We start from the raw sequence: 19,080 nt of genomic DNA on the forward strand, positions 1-19,080 counted from the left end.
ATGCTCATCCGGACGTGGGCGTCCGACCGGATGTGGGGGCCATAGTGCCCGACTGGTGAGTAACTTGAGAACCCCTCACGCTCTCTTTTTCACCATCTGCTTCTACCTCATCACTACCCGCATCCCCCGGAGCCACGCGCTGGGACCGCGCGACCGGAGTCTCACCTGCCTTGAGCAGACCGGCGGTCCGAGTGTTCGCCGCGGCCAGTCCGGCCAGGTACTTACGGCGCTCGGCGTTGGCGGCGTACCGGCTGGTGCGGTCGCCCAGGATCTTGGCTGGTACGCCGCCCGCGATCGCGTACGCCGGGATGTTGCCGCGGGCAACGCTGTTGGCGCCGATCACCACGCCGCGGCCGATGTCGGCGCCCCGGGTGACCGTGACCTTCGTCGCCAGCCAGCAGTCCGGGCCGATCCGGACCGGGGACTTCACCAGGCCCTGATCCTTGATCGGCAGGTCCAGGTCCTCGGTCTTGTGGTCGAAGTCGCAGATGTAGGTCCAGTCCGCGATCAGCGTCGACGCGCCGATCTCGATGTCCAGGTAGCAGTTCACCGTGACGTCGCGGGCGAACACCACCTTGTCGCCGATCCGCAGCGTCCCCTCGTGGGCGCGCAGCCGGGTCTCGTCACCGAGGTGCACCCATTTGCCGAGCACGATCCGCCCGTGACCGGGCCGCGCCACGATCTCCAGGTGCTTGCCGAGGAACACGAAACCCTCGGTGATCACGTGCGGGTGGCGCAGCTTGAACCAGGCGAACCGCCAGTAGCGCTTCAGGTAGTACGGCGTCCACGCCCGATGGCGCACCACCCAGCTGAGATTCGCCGCGGTGAGTAACCGCATCAACACACCCTACTGCTTGTCCTACTGCTTGTTGCTGATACCCGTGATCGAGACGTTGTAGTACAGCTCGTCCGGTACGACGGTCGACAGCGCCTTGTCCACCTTGGACAGCTGCAGCCACGACTTGTACGCGAACATCCGCCACCCGAACCCGAGCTTCTGCTCCGGTACGGCGGCCTCGAACGTGCGGATCGGCCACCCGACCCATGCCGCCAGCAACTCCTCCGTGACGGTCTTCACCTCGACCGCACCGGCCCGCGACGCCATCCGCGCCAGCGTGTCCGGGTCGAACGTGTGCAGGTCGACCACGGCCTCCAACGCGGCAGCCCGCGAGGATTCGTCGAGCTCCTCCTGCGACCGCCGCCAGTGCGCGAGCGCGGGCAGCTTGGTCACGTTCGTGGTCGCCCACCAGGTGAAGCGGGACAGCCGCCGGGCCACGAAGTCGCCGTACCGGGTGGGCTCGCCGCAGATCACGAAGCGTCCGCCCGGCTTCAGCACCCGGAGCATCTCGCGGAACGCCAGCTCGACGTCCGGGATGTGGTGGATGACCGCGTGCCCGATGACGAGGTCGAACGTGTCGTCGTCGTACGGGAGCTTCTCCGCGTCGGCGACCTTGCCCTCGATCGCGAACCCGAGCGTCTTCGCGTTCTTCTTCGCGGCCTCGACCATGCCCGGCGAGAGGTCCGTGACGTGCGCCTCGTCGAGGACGCCGGCCAGCTTGAGGTTCAGCGTGAAGAAGCCGGTGCCGGCGCCGATCTCGAGGGTCTTGCCGTACGGCCAGCCGCGGGTTCCGGCGACCGCTGTGAAGCGGTCCCGGGCGTAGTCGACGCAGCGTTCGTCGTACGAGATCGACCATTTCTCGTCGTACGTCGACGCTTCCCAGTCGTGGTACAGCACCTGGGCGAGCTTGTTGTCGTTCCAGGCCGCCTCGATGTCTTCGGCGGAGGCAGCAGGCTTGGAGGTAGCAGACATCAGATTCCCTTGAACTCAGCTTTGCCAGGACCGTTCTCGACGAAGGACTTCATCCCGATCGCGCGGTCCTCGGTGGCGAACAGCGCCGCGAACTGCTGACGCTCGATCTCCAGCCCGGTGGTCAGGTCGACGCCCAGTCCGGAGTCGATCGACTCCTTGGCCGCGCGCAGCGCCATCGCCGCGCCGCGGGAGAACTGGGACGCCCAGGCAACGGCCGCGTCGTACACCTCGGCGGCCGGGACCACCTTGTCGACCAGGCCGATCTGCAGCGACTCGGCCGCGTCGACGAACCGGCCGGTGTAGATCAGGTCCTTGGCCTTCGACGGGCCGACCAGGCGGGACAGCCGCTGCGTACCGCCGGCGCCCGGGATGATGCCGAGCAGGATCTCCGGCTGGCCGAGCTTGGCGTCGTCGGCGGCGATCCGGTAGTCGGCGCAGAGCGCGAGCTCGCAGCCGCCGCCGAGCGCATACCCGGTGATGGCGGCAACGGTCGGCTTCGGGATCGCGGCGACCGCGCTGAGTGAGGACTGCAGCGGACCGGAGCGCTTGGCCATGTCGGCGTACGACATGTCCGCCATCTCCTTGATGTCCGCGCCGGCCGCGAACACCCGCTCGCCGCCGTAGATCACCACGGCGCGTACGTCGTCGTTGCCGGTGGCCTCGACCGCAGCGACCCGGATCTCCTCCTGGACCTGGACGTTCAGCGCGTTCATCTTCGGCCGATCCAGCCGGATCGTGCCGACACCTTCACTCACGGTGAGGTTGACGAACTCGCCCATGGCGTCCACTCCTTACGGTTCCCGGGGACTACCGGTCGGTCACATCCCCGGGAACCGTACCTGACAGGAGCGGGTCCTTAAACATCCACCGCCTGGCCGGAGGCCGCCGAGCGGCGGGCCGCGTCGACGATCTTCAGCGTGCGGAGGCCGACCGCGCCGTCCGGCTGCGGTACGACGGCCGGCGCCTGGCCGGGCTGTGCCGGGCCGGAGGTGCGGACGGCGTCCAGGAACGTGTCGAGCAGCGACGCGTCCAGGTTGCCGCCGATCGCGAGGTAGACCTCGCCCGCGGCGTCCGTGCCGCCGACGTGCGCGACGAACGGCTCGATCTCCACCGACCCATTGGTACCGGTCACCTGCAGCGACACGCCGCCCCAGGTCGGACCGTTGTCCGGAACGCTCCACGAGCAGTCGATGGTTGCCAGCAGCCCGTTGTCGTAATTGATCGTCACCAGACCGCCCGTCTCCACCTCCACGCCCTTGTCCTGGTGCAGGATCCGGTTCGCGGCGGCGTACACGCGGGTGGCGGTCGCACCGCCGGTCAGGCCGTCGATCAGGTCCGCGCAGTGCACGGTGTGGTCGACCAGCGCTCCCCCACCCGCGAGTTTCGCGTCGGTGAACCACTGGCGGGCGGCGTACGGGATCTTCCCGTTGTTGGTGCCGAGAATCGCGAACACGTCACCGAGCCGGCCTGCCTCGACGTTCGCCCGCAGTTGCGCGTACGACGGCGCGAACCGGACCGGGTACGCGACCATCAGGATCGTCCCGGCCGCCTCGCACGCCGCGAGCATGGCCTCGCCGTCCGCGACCTCAGTTGCGAGAGGCTTCTCGCACAGGACATGCGCACCGACGGCGGCGGCGCGCTCGACCAGTTCGCGGTGGCCCGAGTTCTCGGACGTCACCACGACCGCGTCGGGTCCCCAGGCGAACAGTTCGTCGTACGAGTCGACGTACGGGATGCCGAACTGCGCGGAGAACTCGGCCCCGCGCGGGCCGGGGTCCGGCGCTCCGGCGCCATCGGGGTCGGCGGACAGGAGGTCGATGTCGGGCAGCGACGCGAGCAGGTGCGCGTACGAACCCGCGTGGGTGTGTGCGAACGAAGCGATCGCAACCTTCAACGTCATGCCACTGCTCCCGTCGAGACGAAGGTCTTCATGTCGATCGGCTGACCGGACTCCATCGAGGCGCGCGCCGCCTCGGCCAGGTACACCGCGGTCGCACCGTCCGACCCGAGCACGCGCGGCTCCGGTCCACCCCGCAGGGCGATCGCCAGCTCCCGCAGCTGCGTCAGGTACGGGCTCTCGCCGAGCGCCGACTCGGGGATCAGCAGGTCGCCGACGGCAGCGCCGTTCTGCAGCTCTTCCTTGTAGCCCGTGTCGCCGTCGGACTTGAACTTCAGTACGCCGCTCGCACCCGCGACCGAGAAGCCGGTCTGGAACGTCGTACCGGTCGCTCCCCAGGTCGCGCGGCAGTGGCTGATCGCACCGGACTCGTGCGTCAGCGTCACGTGCGCCGCCACGTTGACGGGGCTGACACCGTCGACGGTCGGCGGGTTCTGTACGGCGTACACCGTGGTGACCTCGCCGCACAGCCAGCGCGCCTGGTCGAGGTCGTGCACCATCAGATCCATGATCACGCCACCGGACCGGGCCACGTCGCGGTACCAGCCCGCACCGGCCGGCGACGACGCCTGGCGGTAGAACCGCGCCACCGCGACCTCACCGATCCGTCCGGCCTGAATCGCGTCGTACGCCGCCTTGTACGCCGGGAACCACCGCACCACATGCGCCGGGTACAACCGGACACCGGCCGCCGCGGCCGCGTCGATCACCTCGTGCGAGTCGGCCGCGGTGAGCGTCAGCGGCTTCTCGCAGATCACGTTCTTGCCCGCCTTGATCGCGGCGAGCGTGATCTCCTTGTGGGTCGCCGACGGCGTGACGATGTCCACGAACTCGACTCCGGCCAGCAGCTCGTCCAGCGACGGCACGACCTCCAGCCCGTACTGCTGTGCCAGTTCCTCTGCGCCTTCGAGTGAATAGACCAGGACCCGGGCGCCGACGGCCTTCCAGGACTCGGCGTGGATGCGCGAGATGTTGCCCGCGCCGATCAGACCGACGGTCAGACCGGCCAACTCTTCCGACATGTGTTCCCCTGGGGTGGGTAAAATTAGTAACGGTCCTTGCGTATCACTGCGCAGAGACGTTCGCAACTACCGTCTCACGAACACAACCACCTCACTATCGTGAACTCAGGCCGTACTGTGCAGAATGTCCCGGTGATGGAAGCGACCGCCGCCTCGAGCGCGCCCGGCCAGTCCCCCGCGACCGGTCCGCGTCAGGGAGCAGTGGTCCAGACCGATGGGACCACCTTCACGCTCTGGGCTCCGGCCGCGGAACGGGTCGAGCTCGCGCTGATCGCCGACGACGGCAGCCAGCGCAATCTGGACCTCACGCACACCGATGAGTTCTGGACCGGGTTCGTCCCGGGTGTCGGCGCCGGCCAGCGGTACGGGTACCGCGTGCACGGTCCTTTCGACCCGTCGCACGGCCTGCGCTTCAACCCGTCGAAGCTGCTGCTCGACCCGTACGCGCGGGCCGTGGACGGTTCGCTGGACTTCACCAGTCCGCTCGTCTACGACTCCTCCGACGGCGACTCGGCCGGGCATGTCCCGGTCGGCGTCGTGGTCGCCGACTCCGCGCCGCCGCCACCGATCAGCAAGCCGGTGCACTGGGGCGAGACGGTCATCTACGAGCTGCACACGAAGGGGTTCACGAAGCTGCATCCCGACGTACCCGAGCACCAGCGCGGCACGTACGCCGGTCTCGCGCATCCGTCGGTGATCAACTATCTGACCGAGCTCGGCGTGACGTCGGTCGAACTGTTGCCGATCCATCACTTCCTCACCGAGCCGGCGATCGCGGCCCGCGGCCTGCCGAACTACTGGGGCTACAACACACTGGGCTTCTTCGCGCCGCACGCGCCGTTCTCGTCGTCCGGTTCGCGCGGTGAGCAGGTGGCCGAGTTCAAGGCGATGGTCGCCGCGTTCCATGCCGCTGGCATCGAAGTGATCCTCGACGTGGTCTACAACCACACCGCCGAGGGCGGCTTCGACGGGCCGACGCTGAGCTTCCGCGGGATCGACAACCGCACGTACTACCGGCTGGCCCACGGGGCCGCGATGTACGACGTGACCGGCACCGGCAACTCGGTCGACACGTCGCACCCGCACGTCCGGCAACTGGTGATGGACTCACTGCGGTACTGGGTCGAGGAGATGGGCGTCGACGGGTTCCGGTTCGACCTCGCCGTCACGCTGGTGCGCAACGAGCGGCACGAGGTCGACATCCCCGACCACCCGTTCCTGGCCGAGGTCGCGGCCGACCCGGTGCTCGGCCGGGTGAAGCTGATCGCCGAGCCGTGGGACGTCGGGCCGTTCGGCTACCAGGTGGGCAACTTCGGGCCGCCGTGGTCGGAGTGGAACGGCAAGTTCCGCGACAGCGTCCGCGACGTCTGGCGCAACACCTCCGACGGCGTGAAGGACCTCGCCTACCGGCTCTCCGGATCCAGCGACCTGTACGGCGACGACGGGCGCTACCCGTACGCGTCGATCAACTTCTTGACCGCGCACGACGGGTTCACCCTGCGGGACCTGGTCAGCTACGACCACAAGCACAACGAGGCGAACCACGAGGACAACCGGGACGGGACCGACGACAACCGGTCCTGGAACTGCGGCGTCGAGGGCGAGACCGACGACGCCGGCGTCGTTGCCTTGCGCAAGCAGCAGATGGCGAACCTGATGTCCACGCTGATCCTGTCCACCGGCGTGCCGATGATCACCGCCGGGGACGAGTGCGGGCGGACGCAGGACGGCAACAACAACGCGTACTGCCAGGACAGCGAGATCTCCTGGTTCGACTGGTCGCTGCCGAGCACCTGGTCCGACCACCTCGACCTGACCAAGAAGCTACTGTCCCTCCGCGCTGCACACCCCGCACTGCGGCAGTGGCACTACTTCTCCGGACAGCCTGTCGTGTCCGGCGGCCGCAAGGACCTGTCGTGGATCGCCCCGCACGGCGGCGAGATGACCGACGCGGACTGGTTCGACGGGAACCTGCGGACGATCGGCATGTTCCTGCGCGGTGACGCCCTACGAGCCACCGACGCAGAGGGCAACGCCCTGACCGACAGCTCGTTCCTACTCGCCTTGAACGCGACATCGGAAACCCGACCGGTCGTCGTACCGGACGCATCATGGGCACCCGCCTACGAGGTAGTACTGGACACCAGCAACAGCATGGTCACCGAGGTAGAGGCCGGCGCAACAGTGCCCCTCGGCCCCCGCTGCCTGGTCCTGCTGCGCGCTCTCTGACTGCCCAGGCGCGGCAACTTCTGCGACCATCAGGCGTATGGCGTCCGCCGTCGGACGGATCATCACCGTCCGGACCGTGTTCCTGATCCTCGGGCTGGTGTTCGGGGTCTGCACACTCGTCCTCGCGCAGCAGGCCCCGGAGCACTCGTTCAGTGGCGGTTCGTGGCCAGGCCGAGTCGCCGAGCTGGCCGTCGGGTGGGCGCTTGCCGCCGCCGGGTTCGCCGCAGCCGGACGGCATCCGGCCGCATCCTTCGGACCGGCGCTCACGGCTGTGGGATTCGCCTGGTTCCTCCTCGAATGGAACAACCCGGGGGTGGGTTCGGCAATCGTGTTCACGGTCGGACTGGTCACCTACGCCGGCTGCGCGCCGTTGGTGGCTTACGCCGTCCTCTCGTACCGGGCGGTCCAGCTCTCCGCAGCAGATCGGTTGGCCGTGGCAACCTTGTTCGCCGGCGCGTTCATCGGCCTCGGTCTGGTTCCGGCCGTGCTGACCGATCCGGCCGCCGCGGGGTGCGCGACGTGCCCCGGCAATCTTCTGCTCGTGCACGCCGACGCATCGGCGGCCGGGACCGTGAGTCGCGTCGGCCTCGGGCTCACCGTCGCCGGAGTCCTGGCAGCCGCGGCGTTGACCGTTCGGCAACTGCTCCGCTCGTCGGTCGTACGGCGACGGACGATCGCGCCGGTTGTCATTCCAGGGATCGCTTACCTGACGCTGGTCGCGTGGTCGGGGATGCACTCGTGGGGACGGGGATACCTGAGCAACGATCCGGTGGATCGGGGTCTCTGGTTCGGGCAAGGCGCGGCACTCGTCGCGCTGGTCCTGGGCGTCGCGGCTCAAGGGGTGCGCGCGAGGCGAGCTCGTTCGGCCGTCGCGCGGCTCGTGGTGGAGGTCGCCGGATCGCCACCGCCAGGCGGCCTCCGCGACGCACTTGCCGATCTGCTCGGGGACTCATCGTTGAAGGTGCTGTACGAAGTGGCCGACGGCCGGCTGGTCGACGGCCGGGGGCGGCCGTCGGCGACAGCTGCCGGGCAGGCCGTCACCCGGTTGGTACGTCGCGGCGAGACGGTAGCGCTGGTCACACATCGCCCCGGGCTGCTGGACGATCCCCAACTGGCAGACGAGATCACGGGCGCTGCTCACCTCGCCCTGGAACATGAACGGCTGCAGGCCGAGACCGTTGCACAACTGGAGGATCTGCGGTCGTCGAGCGCGCGCCTCGTCGAGGCCGGTGACGCCGAACGGCGCCGGCTGGAACGCGACCTGCACGACGGCGCCCAGCAGCGACTGATCGCACTCGCACTGTCACTACGGCTGATGGCCCTGCGATCCGACAGTAGTTCCAAGCGACTCCACGAAGCGGAGGCACACGTGAAGGCGGCGCTGGACGACCTCCGCGAGATCGCGCACGGCCTCTATCCCAACGCACTCGCCGACGAAGGACTGGCAGCGGCTCTCGAGATGCTGGTGGAAGGACACCCGATCCGGATCGTTCTCGGTTCGCTGCCCGATGGCCGGTTCGATCCTCCGGTCGAGTCGGCGGCGTACTTCGTCGTCGCCGAAACGCTGAACCGCAGCTACCAGAGCCGGCTGGCGACCGTGCACGCCGCGCAGACGAACGGGCGCCTCGTGGTCGACATCGAGACGGACGGACAGCCGCCCCGTGATCTGACCGATCTCGAGGATCGCGTCGGTACGCTGTCCGGGCAGCTACTGGTGGAACGCCTGCGCACCGGCGGCACCCGGATCCATGCGGAGGTACCGTGCGCGTCGTAGTGGCTGATGACGAGGTCCTGCTGCGCGAAGGGCTGGCCCGCCTCCTCGGCGAGGTCGGCGTCGAGGTCGTGGCCACGGTCGGCGACGCACCCGCACTGTTGCGCCAGGTCGCACTGGACCGGCCCGATGTCGCCATCGTCGACATCAAGATGCCGCCGACGCACACCGACGAAGGTCTCGTCGCGGCCCTGACGATCCGCGAACAGCATCCGTCGATCGGCGTACTGGTGCTGTCTCACTACCTCGAGTCGCGGTACGCGATGCGGCTCTTCGAGCGGCAGCCGGAGCGCGTCGGCTACCTGCTCAAGGACCGGGTCTCCGACATCGCGGTGCTGGTGGACAGCCTGCATCGCATCGCCGAGGGCGAATGCGTGCTCGATCCGACGATCGTCTCCCGCCTGCTGGCGCGACGACGCGCACCTACTCCCCTCGACCAGCTGACCGCTCGGGAACGAGAGGTCCTCGCACTGATGGGTGAAGGACGGTCCAACCAAGGCATCAGCCAGCTCCTGCAGCTGAGCCTGAAGACCGTCGAAGCGCACATCAGCCACATCTTCGTCAAGCTCGGACTTCCCACTACCGCCGAGGATCACCGACGGGTCCTCGCGGTTCTCGCCGCCCTCCGGACCGGCTAGACATCCCCCGAATCGAGGGTCAGCCCCGACTTCGCGTCGTCCAAGCTGTGCGACGATCGACGCATGGCCGAGCGGGTCCTGATCGTCGACGATCACGCGCCCTTCCGTGCCATCGCCCGTGCGCTCCTGACGGCGGAGGGGTTCGAAGTGGTGGGTGAGGCGGGGGACGGCCGATCCGCGCTCGAGGCGAGCCGCCGGTTGCATCCGACCGTGGTCCTGCTGGACATCCAGCTTCCGGACCTGGACGGATTCGAGGTGGCCCGACGGCTGGCAGCCGACCCAGACGGTCCGGCCGTCGTGCTCACGTCCAGCCGCGACAGCTCGTCGTACCGTCGGCGTCTGGCGGGCAGCAGCGCACGTGGCTTCATCCCCAAGTCAGAGCTGTCGGGAGCCGCAGTGGCCGCCCTGGTCGGCTGAGCCATGCACGACCTCGGCCTCACCGTCGCCGACACGATCGTCGGTACGACGCTGGCGGGTCTCGGCCTGGCCACGTGGGTGAAGGGACCACGGGCCGTCGGGCTGCTCATGATGGCGACCGCTGCCGTCTGGTTCGCCGGCGATCTGGGCGGCTGGACCCTGTTCCTGCACAGGGGACCACTCGTCCACCTGCTCCTCAGCTATCCGCGCGGATGGCCCCGCAGGCGACTGGAGCGAGCCGTCATCGTCTTCGCGTACGTCGACGCGCTGGTCTACCCGCTCGGACGGATGGACGGCGTGACGATCGCGTTGGCCGTCTTGGTCATCGGGACAGCTCTGGTCGGCTATGCCACCGCAACCCAGAGAGTGCGGCGCGAGCGGCTGCCCGCGGTCGTCGCGACAGCCGGCATCATGCTGGTGCTCGGCCTGGGCGCTGCCGCCCGGCTGATCGGTACCCCGGCTGACGCCGCGGCGCTCTGGGGCTACGAGCTGGCGGTCGGTGCGTCAGCCGTCATCTTGTTCGCGGACCTCCGCTGGAGCCGCAGGGACGGCGCGGCCATCACGGGCCTCGTTGTCGATCTCGGTGAGGCAGAGCGCACCGGCGTACTGGCCGACAAGCTGGGACAGGCCCTCGGCGATAGATCGCTGGTGCTGGGTTATTGGCTGCCGGAGACGCGCAGCTATGTGGACGAGGCGGGTCGCCCGGTCGACCTGCCTGAGAGCGACCCCACGCGCGTGCTGACCGAGCTGGTGGCCGACGGTCAGCGCGTCGGGGTGCTCGTCCACGATGCCGCCGTACTCGACGATCCCCTGCTGGTCGAGTCGGTGGTGGCGCTCGCTCGCATGGCGGTCACGAACGTCCGCCTGCAGGCCGAAGTGCGAGCACGCGTCGGCGACGTCGAGGCAGCCCGCCGCCGGATCGTCGAAGCCGCCGACGCCGAGCGCCGACGGCTGGAGAGCCTGCTGCAGAAGGGCGCGATGGGCCGGTTGTCCGAGGTTGCCGAGCTGCTGACAGCCGACGACCCGGACGACCTGCACGCGCACCTCGACACGTCGCAGGTCCTGCTCCGCGAGTTCGCCCGCGGCATCCATCCTCGCGTTCTGACAGAGGAGGGTCTTCCACGTGCACTGGCCGAGCTGGCCGACGCGTGCCCGACGCCGGTGGAGCTCGAGGTCCTGTCTGCGCGGCTTGCCACCGCTGTCGAGGCAACGGCGTACTTCGTGTGCTCTGAGGCTCTCGCCAACGTCGGAAAGTACGCGCAGGCCGGCCACGCCCGCATCGAGGTAGCCCGGACGGACGGCGTGGTCGTCATCGAGGTGACCGACGACGGAGTCGGTGGGGCGGATCCGGCCCGAGGCTCCGGCCTTCGCGGTCTCGCCGACCGGGTCCAGGCGCTCGGCGGAACCTTCCTGGTCGACAGTCAGCCGGGTGCGGGCACCCGGCTGACTGCGCGGATTCCTGGGCCGGCGGTCAGCCGACGCGTCTCCACGGCTTGACCAGATAGGTCGTCGGCCCGACCCCGAGCGCATCGTCGCGCCGGAAGGTGAGCGTGTCCCGGAAGAGGTTCCAGTGGAACCCGAACGTCTCGCCGGAGCCGCTGAAGGTGAGCAGAACCGTATCCCCTTGCACGGTACAAGTGCCGGTGTCCGAGGCGGCGCCGCGCTTGGACATGGAGACTTGCCCTTCCTTGATGGTGAGCGTGAGGTCGCCCCAGTTCTCGTCGTTGACCTCGCCCTTGTCGTACAGCAGTGGCGACGCGGCCAGTTCCGCTTTGGTGAAGCTCGTTTCATAGACCCCATCCAGCTTGCTGGCCGCCGTACCGACCGACGGACCGACTGCCGGACAGGTCAGGACCTTGTCCGTTGAAGCGGCCGGCAGTTGCGCCCGGAGTTCCTGAATCCGTTCGAGGTTGGACCGGGTCTTCGCGTCTTCCCGCAGCCAGGTGTAGACCGGCTCGAACGCAGCGCGGAGCTGCTGGATCTGCGCCGCGCTCGCCGTGACGAACTGAAGGTTGCCGCGACGGCACAGCACAGCCGCCGCTTCGGTCTCGGCGTTGCGCTGGAGGTCAGCAGTGCTCCGGACCGCCGCCTTGGCGGCGTTGCGCAGCAGGTCTGCCTGTCCGGCACCCAGCTTCTTGCTATTGGCAACGACGACGAGCGGCCGGGCCCAGAGGGTGACGTTCGCCGTGATCATCCGGGCCACGGTGTCGTAGTCGTTGCCCTGGATATGCGCGACCTGATGCTCCAGCCCATCCATCCCGGTCAGCGGTGCGCCGCCGAACACGGACGGCACGGTCGTGGCTCCGAGGGCCTGCAGCGATCGAGCTCCCACGTCCGACAGCGAGAAGCCGATGCGCGCACCGCGGTAATCCACGGGCCCCAGCAGCTTGCGCGTGACTCCCACGGGCTTACGCATCGTTCCCGGCAGGATGCCGATACCGACCAGACCGATAGTGTCGACCGAGGTGAGCATGCCGGTCGCCAGGTCACTGACCAGGACCTCCTGCTGCAACGCCGAGCTGTCCACGGCCATCGGGGCGACCAGAGCATCGAAGTCCTTGATCCCGCGGGCGTGCCAGGCCCGGGCCGGGACGACAGCGAGGTCGACCTCGCCGGCCTCGACGGATCGAATCAGCTCGGCCTCAGTGGTTTCGGTAGTCGGTCGATTGACGAGTTCCAGGTGGATCGATCCTTTGGAGACCCGGCCGACCTCGTCGACGAAGGGCTGGCTCTCCTCGAGGACCGGGGTGGCGATCGTCAGTGTGACGGGACCGGGCGTTTGGCTCCCGCCCGCCTTGTCAACAGGTCCGCCACAGCCGACGGCGGCCGCAACGAGCATGAGCGCAACTCCGGACGTACAGACCTTGTTCATCGATAGCCCCTCTCCCTAGCTTCGAAGCTATCGACCCGTTTCGTCCTGCGAATCCAGACGCACACCGATCCCCGGACGGACGCTCTAGGGGAGAACCCGCACACCTGCCGAGAGGTCACCCCGATTCGGAACTGCCTCGTGACACCTAGCTTCGACCGCAAGAGCCGGGAACTCCAGGCCCGAGGCGAGGAGCGAACCATGTCAGAAGCAGGAAAACGAGCACTCTCCGCGGCGATCGTGCTGGGAGTGGTGGTCGCCGGTACGGCGTTCAGCGCGGCGTCGGCCCAAGCTGCGAAGGCCACGCTTCGCTGTGGGGACACGATCACCACTGACACCACGTTGCGCGCCGACCTGGTCAACTGTCCGGGCAACGGTCTGGTGATCGGCGCCGACAACATCACCGTCGATCTCAACGGACACACCATCGACGGGGACAACGCGGCCGAGTGTCCCGACGACGTGCCCTGTGACGTCGGGATCTCGAACCTCGCCGGCCATGACGGCGTCACGGTCAGCGGCGGAGTGATCCGGCAGTTCGACACGGGGGTGTTCTTCGCCGGTGGTCTCGCCCACACCCGGTTACGCCAGCTCACCGTACGGAACAGCTTGGGGGTGGGGATCTTCGTGGTCGACTCCACCGACACCGTGATCGAGAAGAACCGCCTGTCCGGGAACGGTTTCGTCGGGATGGTGTTCGGCGACTCCCAGAACGCTCGGCTGGCCGGAAACTCGGTATCGGGATCCGGGGCCAGCGCCATGTTCCTGTTCGGCGTCCATGACAGCACGGTCGAGAAGAACACGCTCGACCACAACAACCACGGGATCGTCGCCGTCGCCGGCAGCTCCGGCGTCACGATCCGCCGGAACGCGATCTCGCACAGCAACGGGTCGGCGATCGACCTCGGTGAGAACGCGACGGCCAACCGCGTCGAACACAACCACCTTGCCGACAACGGCGACGGAATCATCCTCGAGGAGGTTGCCGGCAACCTGATCAGCGACAACCTCGTGACCGGCACGGGCTTCTTCGGCTTCCCCGACACGGGCGGATTCGGGATCATCCTCGACGGCGCCGATCGGAACACGCTGGACCGGAACACGGTCACCGGCGGCCGCGGACCGGCCATCCTGGTGCTGGCTCTGGACGCACCGACCGCTGCCGCGGGCAACATCGTCTCGCGGAACATCGTCAACAGCAGGCAGGGCGACGGGATCTACATCGGCAACGGTGCGACCGCGACCGTCGTCGAGCGCAACACCGCCAACCGCAGCGGCAATGACGGCATCCACGTCGACGCGCCCACGACAAAGCTGACCCGGAACATCGCCGACCACAACCACAACCTCGGAATCGAAGCCGTCCTCGGCGTCACTGACGGCGGCGGCAACCACGCAAGCCACAACGGCAACCCCGCCCAGTGCACGAACGTCGCCTGCTGAGCTGATGCCGGCTGCACGGTGAGCCCAGGCTTGAGTTCACCGCGCAGCTGAGGTCGTTAACCTTTCGCCTGTACATTCGGCGGTCACCTTGTGTTCATGTCTGGGGGGACCGATGTTTCTACTGCGTCGTGGAGGTTTGGAGCGGACGACGCCGATTGGGGCGCTGCACCAGGCGATCATGCGGTGGGGCGAGGCCGAGCGGACCAGTTCGCGGCTGGCGATCCGGCGCTGGGTGGACGGCGTGGCGTACGTCGACGTACAGGCGCGGACGTATGCGGAGTACTGGACGCAGCAGAACGCTCTGACGCTGACAGCCGAGGGACCGCTCTGGGTCGTGCTCGGTGACTCGACCGCACAGGGGCTGGGTGCCTCGTCGCCACTGCACGGGTACGTCGGTCAGGTACTGAACGCCCTGCGCCGTAAGGGAACGCCGTGGCGGGTACTGAACCTGTCGCGGTCCGGTGCGCAGACGCGGCACGTGCTGGAGGACCAGCTCCCGTTGCTGGACGGTCTGACGCCGGCACTGGTCACCTGTGGCATCGGGAACAACGACATCCTCGCTACGCCGCCAAAGCGGTTCCGCGACCGCCTCCGCCAGGTGATCGACGGGCTCCCCTCCTCGTCGGTCGTGATGGACCTGACGGTCCCAGACCGCTTCTGGCGGATCGGTGGAGCTGTCAGCCCCTATGTCTCCGGAATCAACCAGCTGATCAGCAACACGGCCACCTCCCGTGGCCTCCCGGTTGCCGAGGTATCCCGCTACGCCCGCCCACCGTGGCGCGGCATGCTCGCTCCGGACGCGTTCCACCCCAACAACCTCGGCTACCGTCGCCACGCCGACGCTCTACTGGCCGCGATCCCTGAGAAGCTCTTGTAGGCGGTCCAGCGTCTTACTGCTCTCCTGTCGCACTCTGATCGGAATGATCGCGGCGCGACCCGGCACGCGAATGCCTCCGGTGAGAGCAACCCGCGTACCACCACCTGGCTCGGCGGCGACTGCCATGCCGATGATCAGGAAGCGGCTCTGCAACCAGCACCACCCCGGGCGGAGCTGACCTTCGAGCCGCGCACGTTGTCCTCTGGTGCCTTTCGCCCGTACGACGACATGGTCGCCGTCGCGCTTCTCGAGCGTCGCCGAGACGAGGTCCGCCTGGACGGTGGCGAACACGTCGAGGTCAGTCAGCATGTCCTTGACCTGGTCGGGCGCGGCCGGCAGTACGCGTTCGGTGACAGCCGCACCAGGCACGGCCGCCGCGAGCGCCCGAAACCGCTCGACGTCGGTCAGTTCAACCTGTGGCCAGTTCATGAGCTCCACGCCTTCCGAAAGCTTGCCCGCGCCCGATGCAAGCGCGACTTCGCCGTACCCGATGGGACATCGAGTACGGCGGCCGCTGCCTGTTCGTCCATTCCTTCGAGATCCCGCAGTACCAGGACCGCCCGATGCTCTGGCGACAGCCTCCTGAGCACGTCCTGTACGTCGATCGCGAGCTGCGGATCGTCCGCGGCCGGCAGGTCCGTCAGCTCGGCGGGCCGTTGCCGCTGCCCGCGGCGCGCGACCCGAACCGCTTCGCGGACGGCGATCGCCCGCGCCCAGCCGAACAGCGCCGCCGGCTCCTGCAGACCGCGGAGCCCGCGAAAGATCGCGATCAGCGCTTCCTGCGCCGCGTCGGCTCCGTCGTTCAGCGCGATCGGCCCGCAGATCTTCGCGACGTACGGCGTCAGCGCGTCGAGCACCTCGTTCATCGCGACCGTGTCGCCACGTTGCGCCGCGCGAACAAGATGTTCCTCGATCATCTTGAGAATTCTGGCACCAGCGACTGGCGCGCGCGGAGGAGCTTCAGATCAGCTACGCACAGCGCGACACACAGCGGGGTGTAGAGAAACAGGTTGAGCCAGTAGAACGCGGTACTCGTGTCAACCGCGCCCGTGATCCAGACCAGCCCAACGGCCGCCCGTGCGGTCAGACCGACCGCCAGCCCGACGACCACGAGCTTGCTGAGCCTCCACCGCGCACTGGTGAGGATGGCTCCTGCCAGCAGGAGGTGCAGCGCGGCCAGTGGCAGCACCACTCCGGGGCCGAAGCTCACCTGCATGTTGAGGACAGTCTGCGAGAGGCTGCGCTCATCCTCCGCGGGCCAGGTGGCTCCTGTCGCCCAGTAGACATGCACTGCCGCGAGCAGGATGTGTGCGCTCGCGGAGATCTTTCGAGAATCCATCTCGGCTCCTTCTCAGAGGTGCGTGACAGCTGAGAAGAGGAGCCGTTCGAACGAGACGTTCCCCTGCGTGATGCAGGTCTCAGGCTTCGGGTGCCTTCGGGGTCTCGGGGATCACCGGGGCGTCGGCGAGCAGCAGGTAGATCGAGCGGCGGGCCTCGGCGAGGATCTTGGCGGCCGCGGTGCGCTGCTCCTCCGAGCCGCTGCGGGCGACCTGACGGGTCGCTGAGTGCAGCTCCTCGAGCAACGCGCGGAGATCGGTCGCGGGCTCGGTGCTCGCGAAACCGGCGAACGGATCGATCGACGTCTCACGACGCGTCTCGACGTACTCGCGACCGGCGTCGGTCAGGGTGACGAGCTTGCGGCCGGCCTCGGCGGTCACGGTGACCAGGCCCTCGTCTTCCAGTTGGTTGATGGTCGGGTAGATCGCGCCGGGGCTGGGGGTCCAGCGTCCGTCGCTGCGGTCGGCGATGGCCTGCATCAGTTGGTAGCCGTGCATCGGCTCCTCGGCCAGCAGCATCAGGACGGCTGTTCGGACATCGCCGCGCGGGGCTCGGCCGCGGCCTGAGCCACGTCCTGCACCACGGCTGGAGCCTCGACTCGGGCCTCGGCCACCGCGTCCGCGGTGCATCGGCATGTCTTCGCCCATCCGCGGTCCGCCGCGCCGGGGGTGGTGGCCGCGTCGGCGGCCCCGGATTTCGTTGGGGGTGTTCATGTTTTCCTCCTCGATATTCTTCATGACACTAACGATATATCGTTACTGTCTCCAACACAACCCCCTTCGAACTCGGTTGCGTGCGGACACCGGCCCGACGACCGTGGTGCCATGCACTCGTTCGAGGAACTGATGGGTGAGGTGATGGCGACCGCCGAGCGGTTCGGCCATCGGGAGCATGTCCGCCTGACGTGGCTCGCCGTACGGCGGTCTGGGACGGCCGGCGCGGTGGAGCTGACGGCGTACCAAATGGCCGAGGCGCCGGACATCAAAGCGTTCCCCTTTACTCTGCCCCAAGGGCAGGGGGTGTGATGGTCCGGTGTTGACGATCAGTGAGTTCGGGCGGAGGGCCGGGCTTTCGCACAAGGCGCTGCGGTTGTACGACGTGTCGGGGCTGCTGGCACCGGCGCAGGTGGACCCGGCGAACGGGTACCGCTTGTACGACGAGGAGCAGTTGGAGCGGGCGCGACGGATCAGTGTGCTGCGGCAGTTGAACATGTCGCTGACCACGATCGCCGAGGTCCTCACCGGGACGGATGAGGACGCGTTGATCCGGCTCGACCGCTGGTGGGCCGCCGAGGAGGCGACCACGGCGTCCCGGCGGGCGACGTTGCAGTACCTGCGGGACCGGCTGTCGCGCTCGGGTACGACGGGACTCGCGCCGCGACCGGTGCTCACCCGGGACGTGCCGGCGACGAAGATCGCGTCGATCCGGGCCGACACCAACCAGCAGATGCTGATCGGGGTCATCGTGTCGTGCAGCGACGAGCTCATGTCGTACCTGCGGGCCGCCGGTGCGACCGCGGACGTCGGGTCGTGGGTGATCTACCACGGCGCGGTGACGCCCGAGGGTGAGGCGACGGTCGAGGTGTGCGTGCCGTTCGAGGGCCTGGTGGATCCGGCCGGCCGGATCGGGATCCGGGTCGAGCCGGCGCATCGGGAGGCGTACTGCACGATCACGATGGACGAGTGCGCGTACCCGCGGATCATGCTCGCGTACGACCTCGTCTTCGATTGGGCCCGCGCATCCGGCGTACCCGATGCCGGTCCCCCGCGGGAGGTCTACCGCCCGGACTGCCACCTCCTCCCCCGTGACGAACCTGCCGTCGACATCGCACTGCCCATTCTCGAGAGGAACCATTGATGGACTACGCGATTCAGACGCGCTTCAGCGATCCCGGCGTACACGCCGGACTGTTCGACGCGCTGCCGGACGATGTCACCGAGATCGCCGCGGTCGTCCGCAACCTGCTGATCCACTACCGCGCCGGCGGCATCGAGTTCACCGGCGAACGACTCGCCGAGATCGACAACCGCTGGGTGTCGGCGATCCTCGCCACGGACCAGAAACGCAACGGTACGGCGCTTGCGGTGCCGCGGGAGCCGGTCGACCGGGTGGTCGGGTGTTGCCGCGACTACACGCTCTTGTTCGTCTCGATCCTTCGTCACAAGGGGATCCCGGCGCGCAGCCGGGTCGGGTTCGGGAACTACTTCGCCGAGGGCTTCAACCACGACCACGTGGTCGCCGAGTACTGGAACGGCGACCGATGGGTGATGATCGACGCCGAGATGGATCCGGCCGAGCCACGCTTCCCGTTCGACGTGGCGGACATGCCTGCCGGGCCGTTCCTGTCGGCGGCCGAGGTGTGGCGGGGAGTCCGGGCCGGCGAACTCAACGGTGATCTGTTCGGTGCGGACCCCAATCCGGACGCTCCGCTGAAGCTGCACGGTGGGTGGTTCATTCGCACCTACGTGCATTACCAGCTCGCGCATCTGAACGGCGACGAGCTACTGCTGTGGGACAACTGGGGCACTATGTCCGACACCTTGGACGGCGCTGACGTCGAGCTGACCGATCGGATCGCCGGCCTGATGTTTGCCTCCGACAACGGCGACGACGCGGCAACCAAGGAGGTTAACGAGCTCTACCGCACCGACCCCAGCCTGACGTTCGCCGGCCGCGCCTTCGTCACCTCACCCGCCGGCGGAGAGTTCACCTGGAAGGACCTCACCTGACGAACCCGCCTCACCATCCCCTCACAACATCCTCCCAGCG

Annotated in this window: 20 protein-coding genes; 10 read left to right on the plus strand and 10 right to left on the minus strand. The window is 68.1% G+C overall.

The window, feature by feature from the left end; all coding sequences use genetic code 11:
• Window positions 1-4: 4 nt before the first annotated feature.
• The 5 genes from OHB24_RS41450 to OHB24_RS41470 all read right to left on the minus strand — a co-directional run bounded on the left by OHB24_RS41450 (window position 5) and on the right by OHB24_RS41470 (window position 4,729).
• The gene (locus tag OHB24_RS41450; RefSeq protein WP_327636448.1) at window positions 5-838 is read right to left on the minus strand and encodes an acyltransferase; all 834 of its coding nucleotides are present in this window, start codon (window positions 836-838) and stop codon (window positions 5-7) included.
• A 21-nt stretch (window positions 839-859) separates the two neighbouring features.
• Entirely contained in the window at window positions 860-1,810 is a 951-nt protein-coding gene (locus OHB24_RS41455; RefSeq protein WP_327636449.1) for a methyltransferase domain-containing protein, read from the minus strand.
• Entirely contained in the window at window positions 1,810-2,589 is a 780-nt protein-coding gene (locus OHB24_RS41460) for an enoyl-CoA hydratase/isomerase family protein (RefSeq protein ID WP_327636450.1), read from the minus strand. The genes OHB24_RS41455 and OHB24_RS41460 overlap by 1 nt, the downstream gene beginning before the upstream one ends.
• A gap of 77 nt (window positions 2,590-2,666) precedes the next feature.
• Window positions 2,667-3,710: a Gfo/Idh/MocA family protein gene (locus OHB24_RS41465; RefSeq protein ID WP_327636451.1), complete on the minus strand. Its 1,044-nt coding sequence runs from the start codon at window positions 3,708-3,710 to the stop codon at window positions 2,667-2,669.
• Window positions 3,707-4,729: a Gfo/Idh/MocA family protein gene (locus OHB24_RS41470; protein WP_327636452.1), complete on the minus strand. Its 1,023-nt coding sequence runs from the start codon at window positions 4,727-4,729 to the stop codon at window positions 3,707-3,709. The genes OHB24_RS41465 and OHB24_RS41470 overlap by 4 nt, the downstream gene beginning before the upstream one ends.
• Window positions 4,730-4,864: 135 nt before the next feature.
• Here OHB24_RS41470 and glgX point away from each other — a divergent pair, with 135 nt between their 5' ends.
• The 5 genes from glgX to OHB24_RS41495 all read left to right on the plus strand — a co-directional run bounded on the left by glgX (window position 4,865) and on the right by OHB24_RS41495 (window position 11,281).
• Window positions 4,865-6,958 (plus strand): glycogen debranching protein GlgX, encoded by a 2,094-nt coding sequence (glgX, locus tag OHB24_RS41475; protein ID WP_327641169.1) that lies wholly within the window; start codon window positions 4,865-4,867, stop codon window positions 6,956-6,958.
• A gap of 37 nt (window positions 6,959-6,995) precedes the next feature.
• Window positions 6,996-8,732, plus strand: coding sequence for a sensor histidine kinase (locus tag OHB24_RS41480; RefSeq protein WP_327636453.1), 1,737 nt, complete (start codon window positions 6,996-6,998; stop codon window positions 8,730-8,732).
• On the plus strand, window positions 8,720-9,367 hold the full coding sequence (locus OHB24_RS41485) for a response regulator transcription factor (protein WP_327636454.1): 648 nt from the start codon (window positions 8,720-8,722) through the stop codon (window positions 9,365-9,367). The genes OHB24_RS41480 and OHB24_RS41485 overlap by 13 nt, the downstream gene beginning before the upstream one ends.
• A 63-nt stretch (window positions 9,368-9,430) precedes the next feature.
• On the plus strand, window positions 9,431-9,784 hold the full coding sequence (locus tag OHB24_RS41490) for a LytR/AlgR family response regulator transcription factor (RefSeq protein WP_327636455.1): 354 nt from the start codon (window positions 9,431-9,433) through the stop codon (window positions 9,782-9,784).
• Between the two features lie 3 nt (window positions 9,785-9,787).
• Window positions 9,788-11,281: a sensor histidine kinase gene (locus tag OHB24_RS41495; protein WP_327636456.1), complete on the plus strand. Its 1,494-nt coding sequence runs from the start codon at window positions 9,788-9,790 to the stop codon at window positions 11,279-11,281.
• Here OHB24_RS41495 and OHB24_RS41500 read toward each other — a convergent pair.
• A complete protein-coding gene (locus tag OHB24_RS41500; protein ID WP_327636457.1) occupies window positions 11,256-12,656 on the minus strand; it encodes a TRAP transporter substrate-binding protein in 1,401 nt (466 codons plus the stop codon). The two genes, OHB24_RS41495 and OHB24_RS41500, sit on opposite strands and share 26 nt — an antisense overlap.
• Before the next feature lie 198 nt (window positions 12,657-12,854).
• Here OHB24_RS41500 and OHB24_RS41505 point away from each other — a divergent pair, with 198 nt between their 5' ends.
• Both OHB24_RS41505 and OHB24_RS41510 read left to right on the plus strand, forming a co-directional pair.
• On the plus strand, window positions 12,855-14,096 hold the full coding sequence (locus OHB24_RS41505) for a right-handed parallel beta-helix repeat-containing protein (protein WP_327636458.1): 1,242 nt from the start codon (window positions 12,855-12,857) through the stop codon (window positions 14,094-14,096).
• A gap of 112 nt (window positions 14,097-14,208) precedes the next feature.
• The gene (locus OHB24_RS41510) at window positions 14,209-14,973 is read left to right on the plus strand and encodes an SGNH/GDSL hydrolase family protein (protein WP_327636459.1); all 765 of its coding nucleotides are present in this window, start codon (window positions 14,209-14,211) and stop codon (window positions 14,971-14,973) included.
• Here OHB24_RS41510 and OHB24_RS41515 read toward each other — a convergent pair.
• From OHB24_RS41515 to OHB24_RS41530, 4 genes are all read right to left on the minus strand, one after another.
• A complete protein-coding gene (locus tag OHB24_RS41515; RefSeq protein WP_327636460.1) occupies window positions 14,941-15,402 on the minus strand; it encodes a hypothetical protein in 462 nt (153 codons plus the stop codon). The two genes, OHB24_RS41510 and OHB24_RS41515, sit on opposite strands and share 33 nt — an antisense overlap.
• Window positions 15,399-15,890: an RNA polymerase sigma factor gene (locus OHB24_RS41520; protein ID WP_327636461.1), complete on the minus strand. Its 492-nt coding sequence runs from the start codon at window positions 15,888-15,890 to the stop codon at window positions 15,399-15,401. Before OHB24_RS41520 ends, OHB24_RS41515 begins: the two co-directional genes overlap by 4 nt.
• Complete coding sequence (locus OHB24_RS41525) at window positions 15,887-16,312, minus strand: DUF3995 domain-containing protein (RefSeq protein ID WP_327636462.1); 426 nt, start codon at window positions 16,310-16,312, stop codon at window positions 15,887-15,889. Before OHB24_RS41525 ends, OHB24_RS41520 begins: the two co-directional genes overlap by 4 nt.
• 79 nt (window positions 16,313-16,391) lie before the next feature.
• Window positions 16,392-17,048 carry a PadR family transcriptional regulator gene (locus tag OHB24_RS41530; RefSeq protein WP_327636463.1) on the minus strand — a complete coding sequence of 219 codons (657 nt, stop codon included), beginning with the start codon at window positions 17,046-17,048 and terminating at the stop codon, window positions 16,392-16,394.
• Window positions 17,049-17,135: 87 nt separating this feature from the next.
• Here OHB24_RS41530 and OHB24_RS41535 point away from each other — a divergent pair, with 87 nt between their 5' ends.
• The 3 genes from OHB24_RS41535 to OHB24_RS41545 are packed head-to-tail and all read left to right on the plus strand — an operon-like array spanning window position 17,136 to window position 19,040.
• Window positions 17,136-17,336, plus strand: a complete 201-nt coding sequence (locus OHB24_RS41535) for a hypothetical protein (protein WP_327636464.1) — start codon at window positions 17,136-17,138, stop codon at window positions 17,334-17,336.
• A 7-nt stretch (window positions 17,337-17,343) separates the two neighbouring features.
• Window positions 17,344-18,168, plus strand: coding sequence for a MerR family transcriptional regulator (locus OHB24_RS41540; protein WP_442913945.1), 825 nt, complete (start codon window positions 17,344-17,346; stop codon window positions 18,166-18,168).
• Entirely contained in the window at window positions 18,168-19,040 is an 873-nt protein-coding gene (locus OHB24_RS41545; RefSeq protein WP_327636466.1) for a transglutaminase-like domain-containing protein, read from the plus strand. The genes OHB24_RS41540 and OHB24_RS41545 overlap by 1 nt, the downstream gene beginning before the upstream one ends.
• Window positions 19,041-19,080: the final 40 nt, after the last annotated feature.

Source organism: Kribbella sp. NBC_00482 (assembly GCF_036013725.1).
In the GTDB taxonomy this organism is placed as follows: domain Bacteria; phylum Actinomycetota; class Actinomycetes; order Propionibacteriales; family Kribbellaceae; genus Kribbella.

Bases quoted from the DNA above. Each gene is read 5' to 3' on its own strand.
- OHB24_RS41450 (WP_327636448.1), bottom strand. From the start codon at position 838: ATGCGGTTACTCACCGCGGCGAATCTCAGCTGGGTGGTGCGCCATCGG.
- OHB24_RS41455 (WP_327636449.1), bottom strand. From the start codon at position 1,810: ATGTCTGCTACCTCCAAGCCTGCTGCCTCCGCCGAAGACATCGAGGCG.
- OHB24_RS41460 (WP_327636450.1), bottom strand. From the start codon at position 2,589: ATGGGCGAGTTCGTCAACCTCACCGTGAGTGAAGGTGTCGGCACGATC.
- OHB24_RS41465 (WP_327636451.1), bottom strand. From the start codon at position 3,710: ATGACGTTGAAGGTTGCGATCGCTTCGTTCGCACACACCCACGCGGGT.
- OHB24_RS41470 (WP_327636452.1), bottom strand. From the start codon at position 4,729: ATGTCGGAAGAGTTGGCCGGTCTGACCGTCGGTCTGATCGGCGCGGGC.
- glgX (WP_327641169.1), top strand. From the start codon at position 4,865: ATGGAAGCGACCGCCGCCTCGAGCGCGCCCGGCCAGTCCCCCGCGACC.
- OHB24_RS41480 (WP_327636453.1), top strand. From the start codon at position 6,996: ATGGCGTCCGCCGTCGGACGGATCATCACCGTCCGGACCGTGTTCCTG.
- OHB24_RS41490 (WP_327636455.1), top strand. From the start codon at position 9,431: ATGGCCGAGCGGGTCCTGATCGTCGACGATCACGCGCCCTTCCGTGCC.
- OHB24_RS41495 (WP_327636456.1), top strand. From the start codon at position 9,788: ATGCACGACCTCGGCCTCACCGTCGCCGACACGATCGTCGGTACGACG.
- OHB24_RS41500 (WP_327636457.1), bottom strand. From the start codon at position 12,656: ATGAACAAGGTCTGTACGTCCGGAGTTGCGCTCATGCTCGTTGCGGCC.
- OHB24_RS41505 (WP_327636458.1), top strand. From the start codon at position 12,855: ATGTCAGAAGCAGGAAAACGAGCACTCTCCGCGGCGATCGTGCTGGGA.
- OHB24_RS41510 (WP_327636459.1), top strand. From the start codon at position 14,209: ATGTTTCTACTGCGTCGTGGAGGTTTGGAGCGGACGACGCCGATTGGG.
- OHB24_RS41515 (WP_327636460.1), bottom strand. From the start codon at position 15,402: ATGAACTGGCCACAGGTTGAACTGACCGACGTCGAGCGGTTTCGGGCG.
- OHB24_RS41520 (WP_327636461.1), bottom strand. From the start codon at position 15,890: ATGATCGAGGAACATCTTGTTCGCGCGGCGCAACGTGGCGACACGGTC.
- OHB24_RS41525 (WP_327636462.1), bottom strand. From the start codon at position 16,312: ATGGATTCTCGAAAGATCTCCGCGAGCGCACACATCCTGCTCGCGGCA.
- OHB24_RS41530 (WP_327636463.1), bottom strand. From the start codon at position 17,048: ATGAAGAATATCGAGGAGGAAAACATGAACACCCCCAACGAAATCCGG.
- OHB24_RS41535 (WP_327636464.1), top strand. From the start codon at position 17,136: ATGCACTCGTTCGAGGAACTGATGGGTGAGGTGATGGCGACCGCCGAG.
- OHB24_RS41545 (WP_327636466.1), top strand. From the start codon at position 18,168: ATGGACTACGCGATTCAGACGCGCTTCAGCGATCCCGGCGTACACGCC.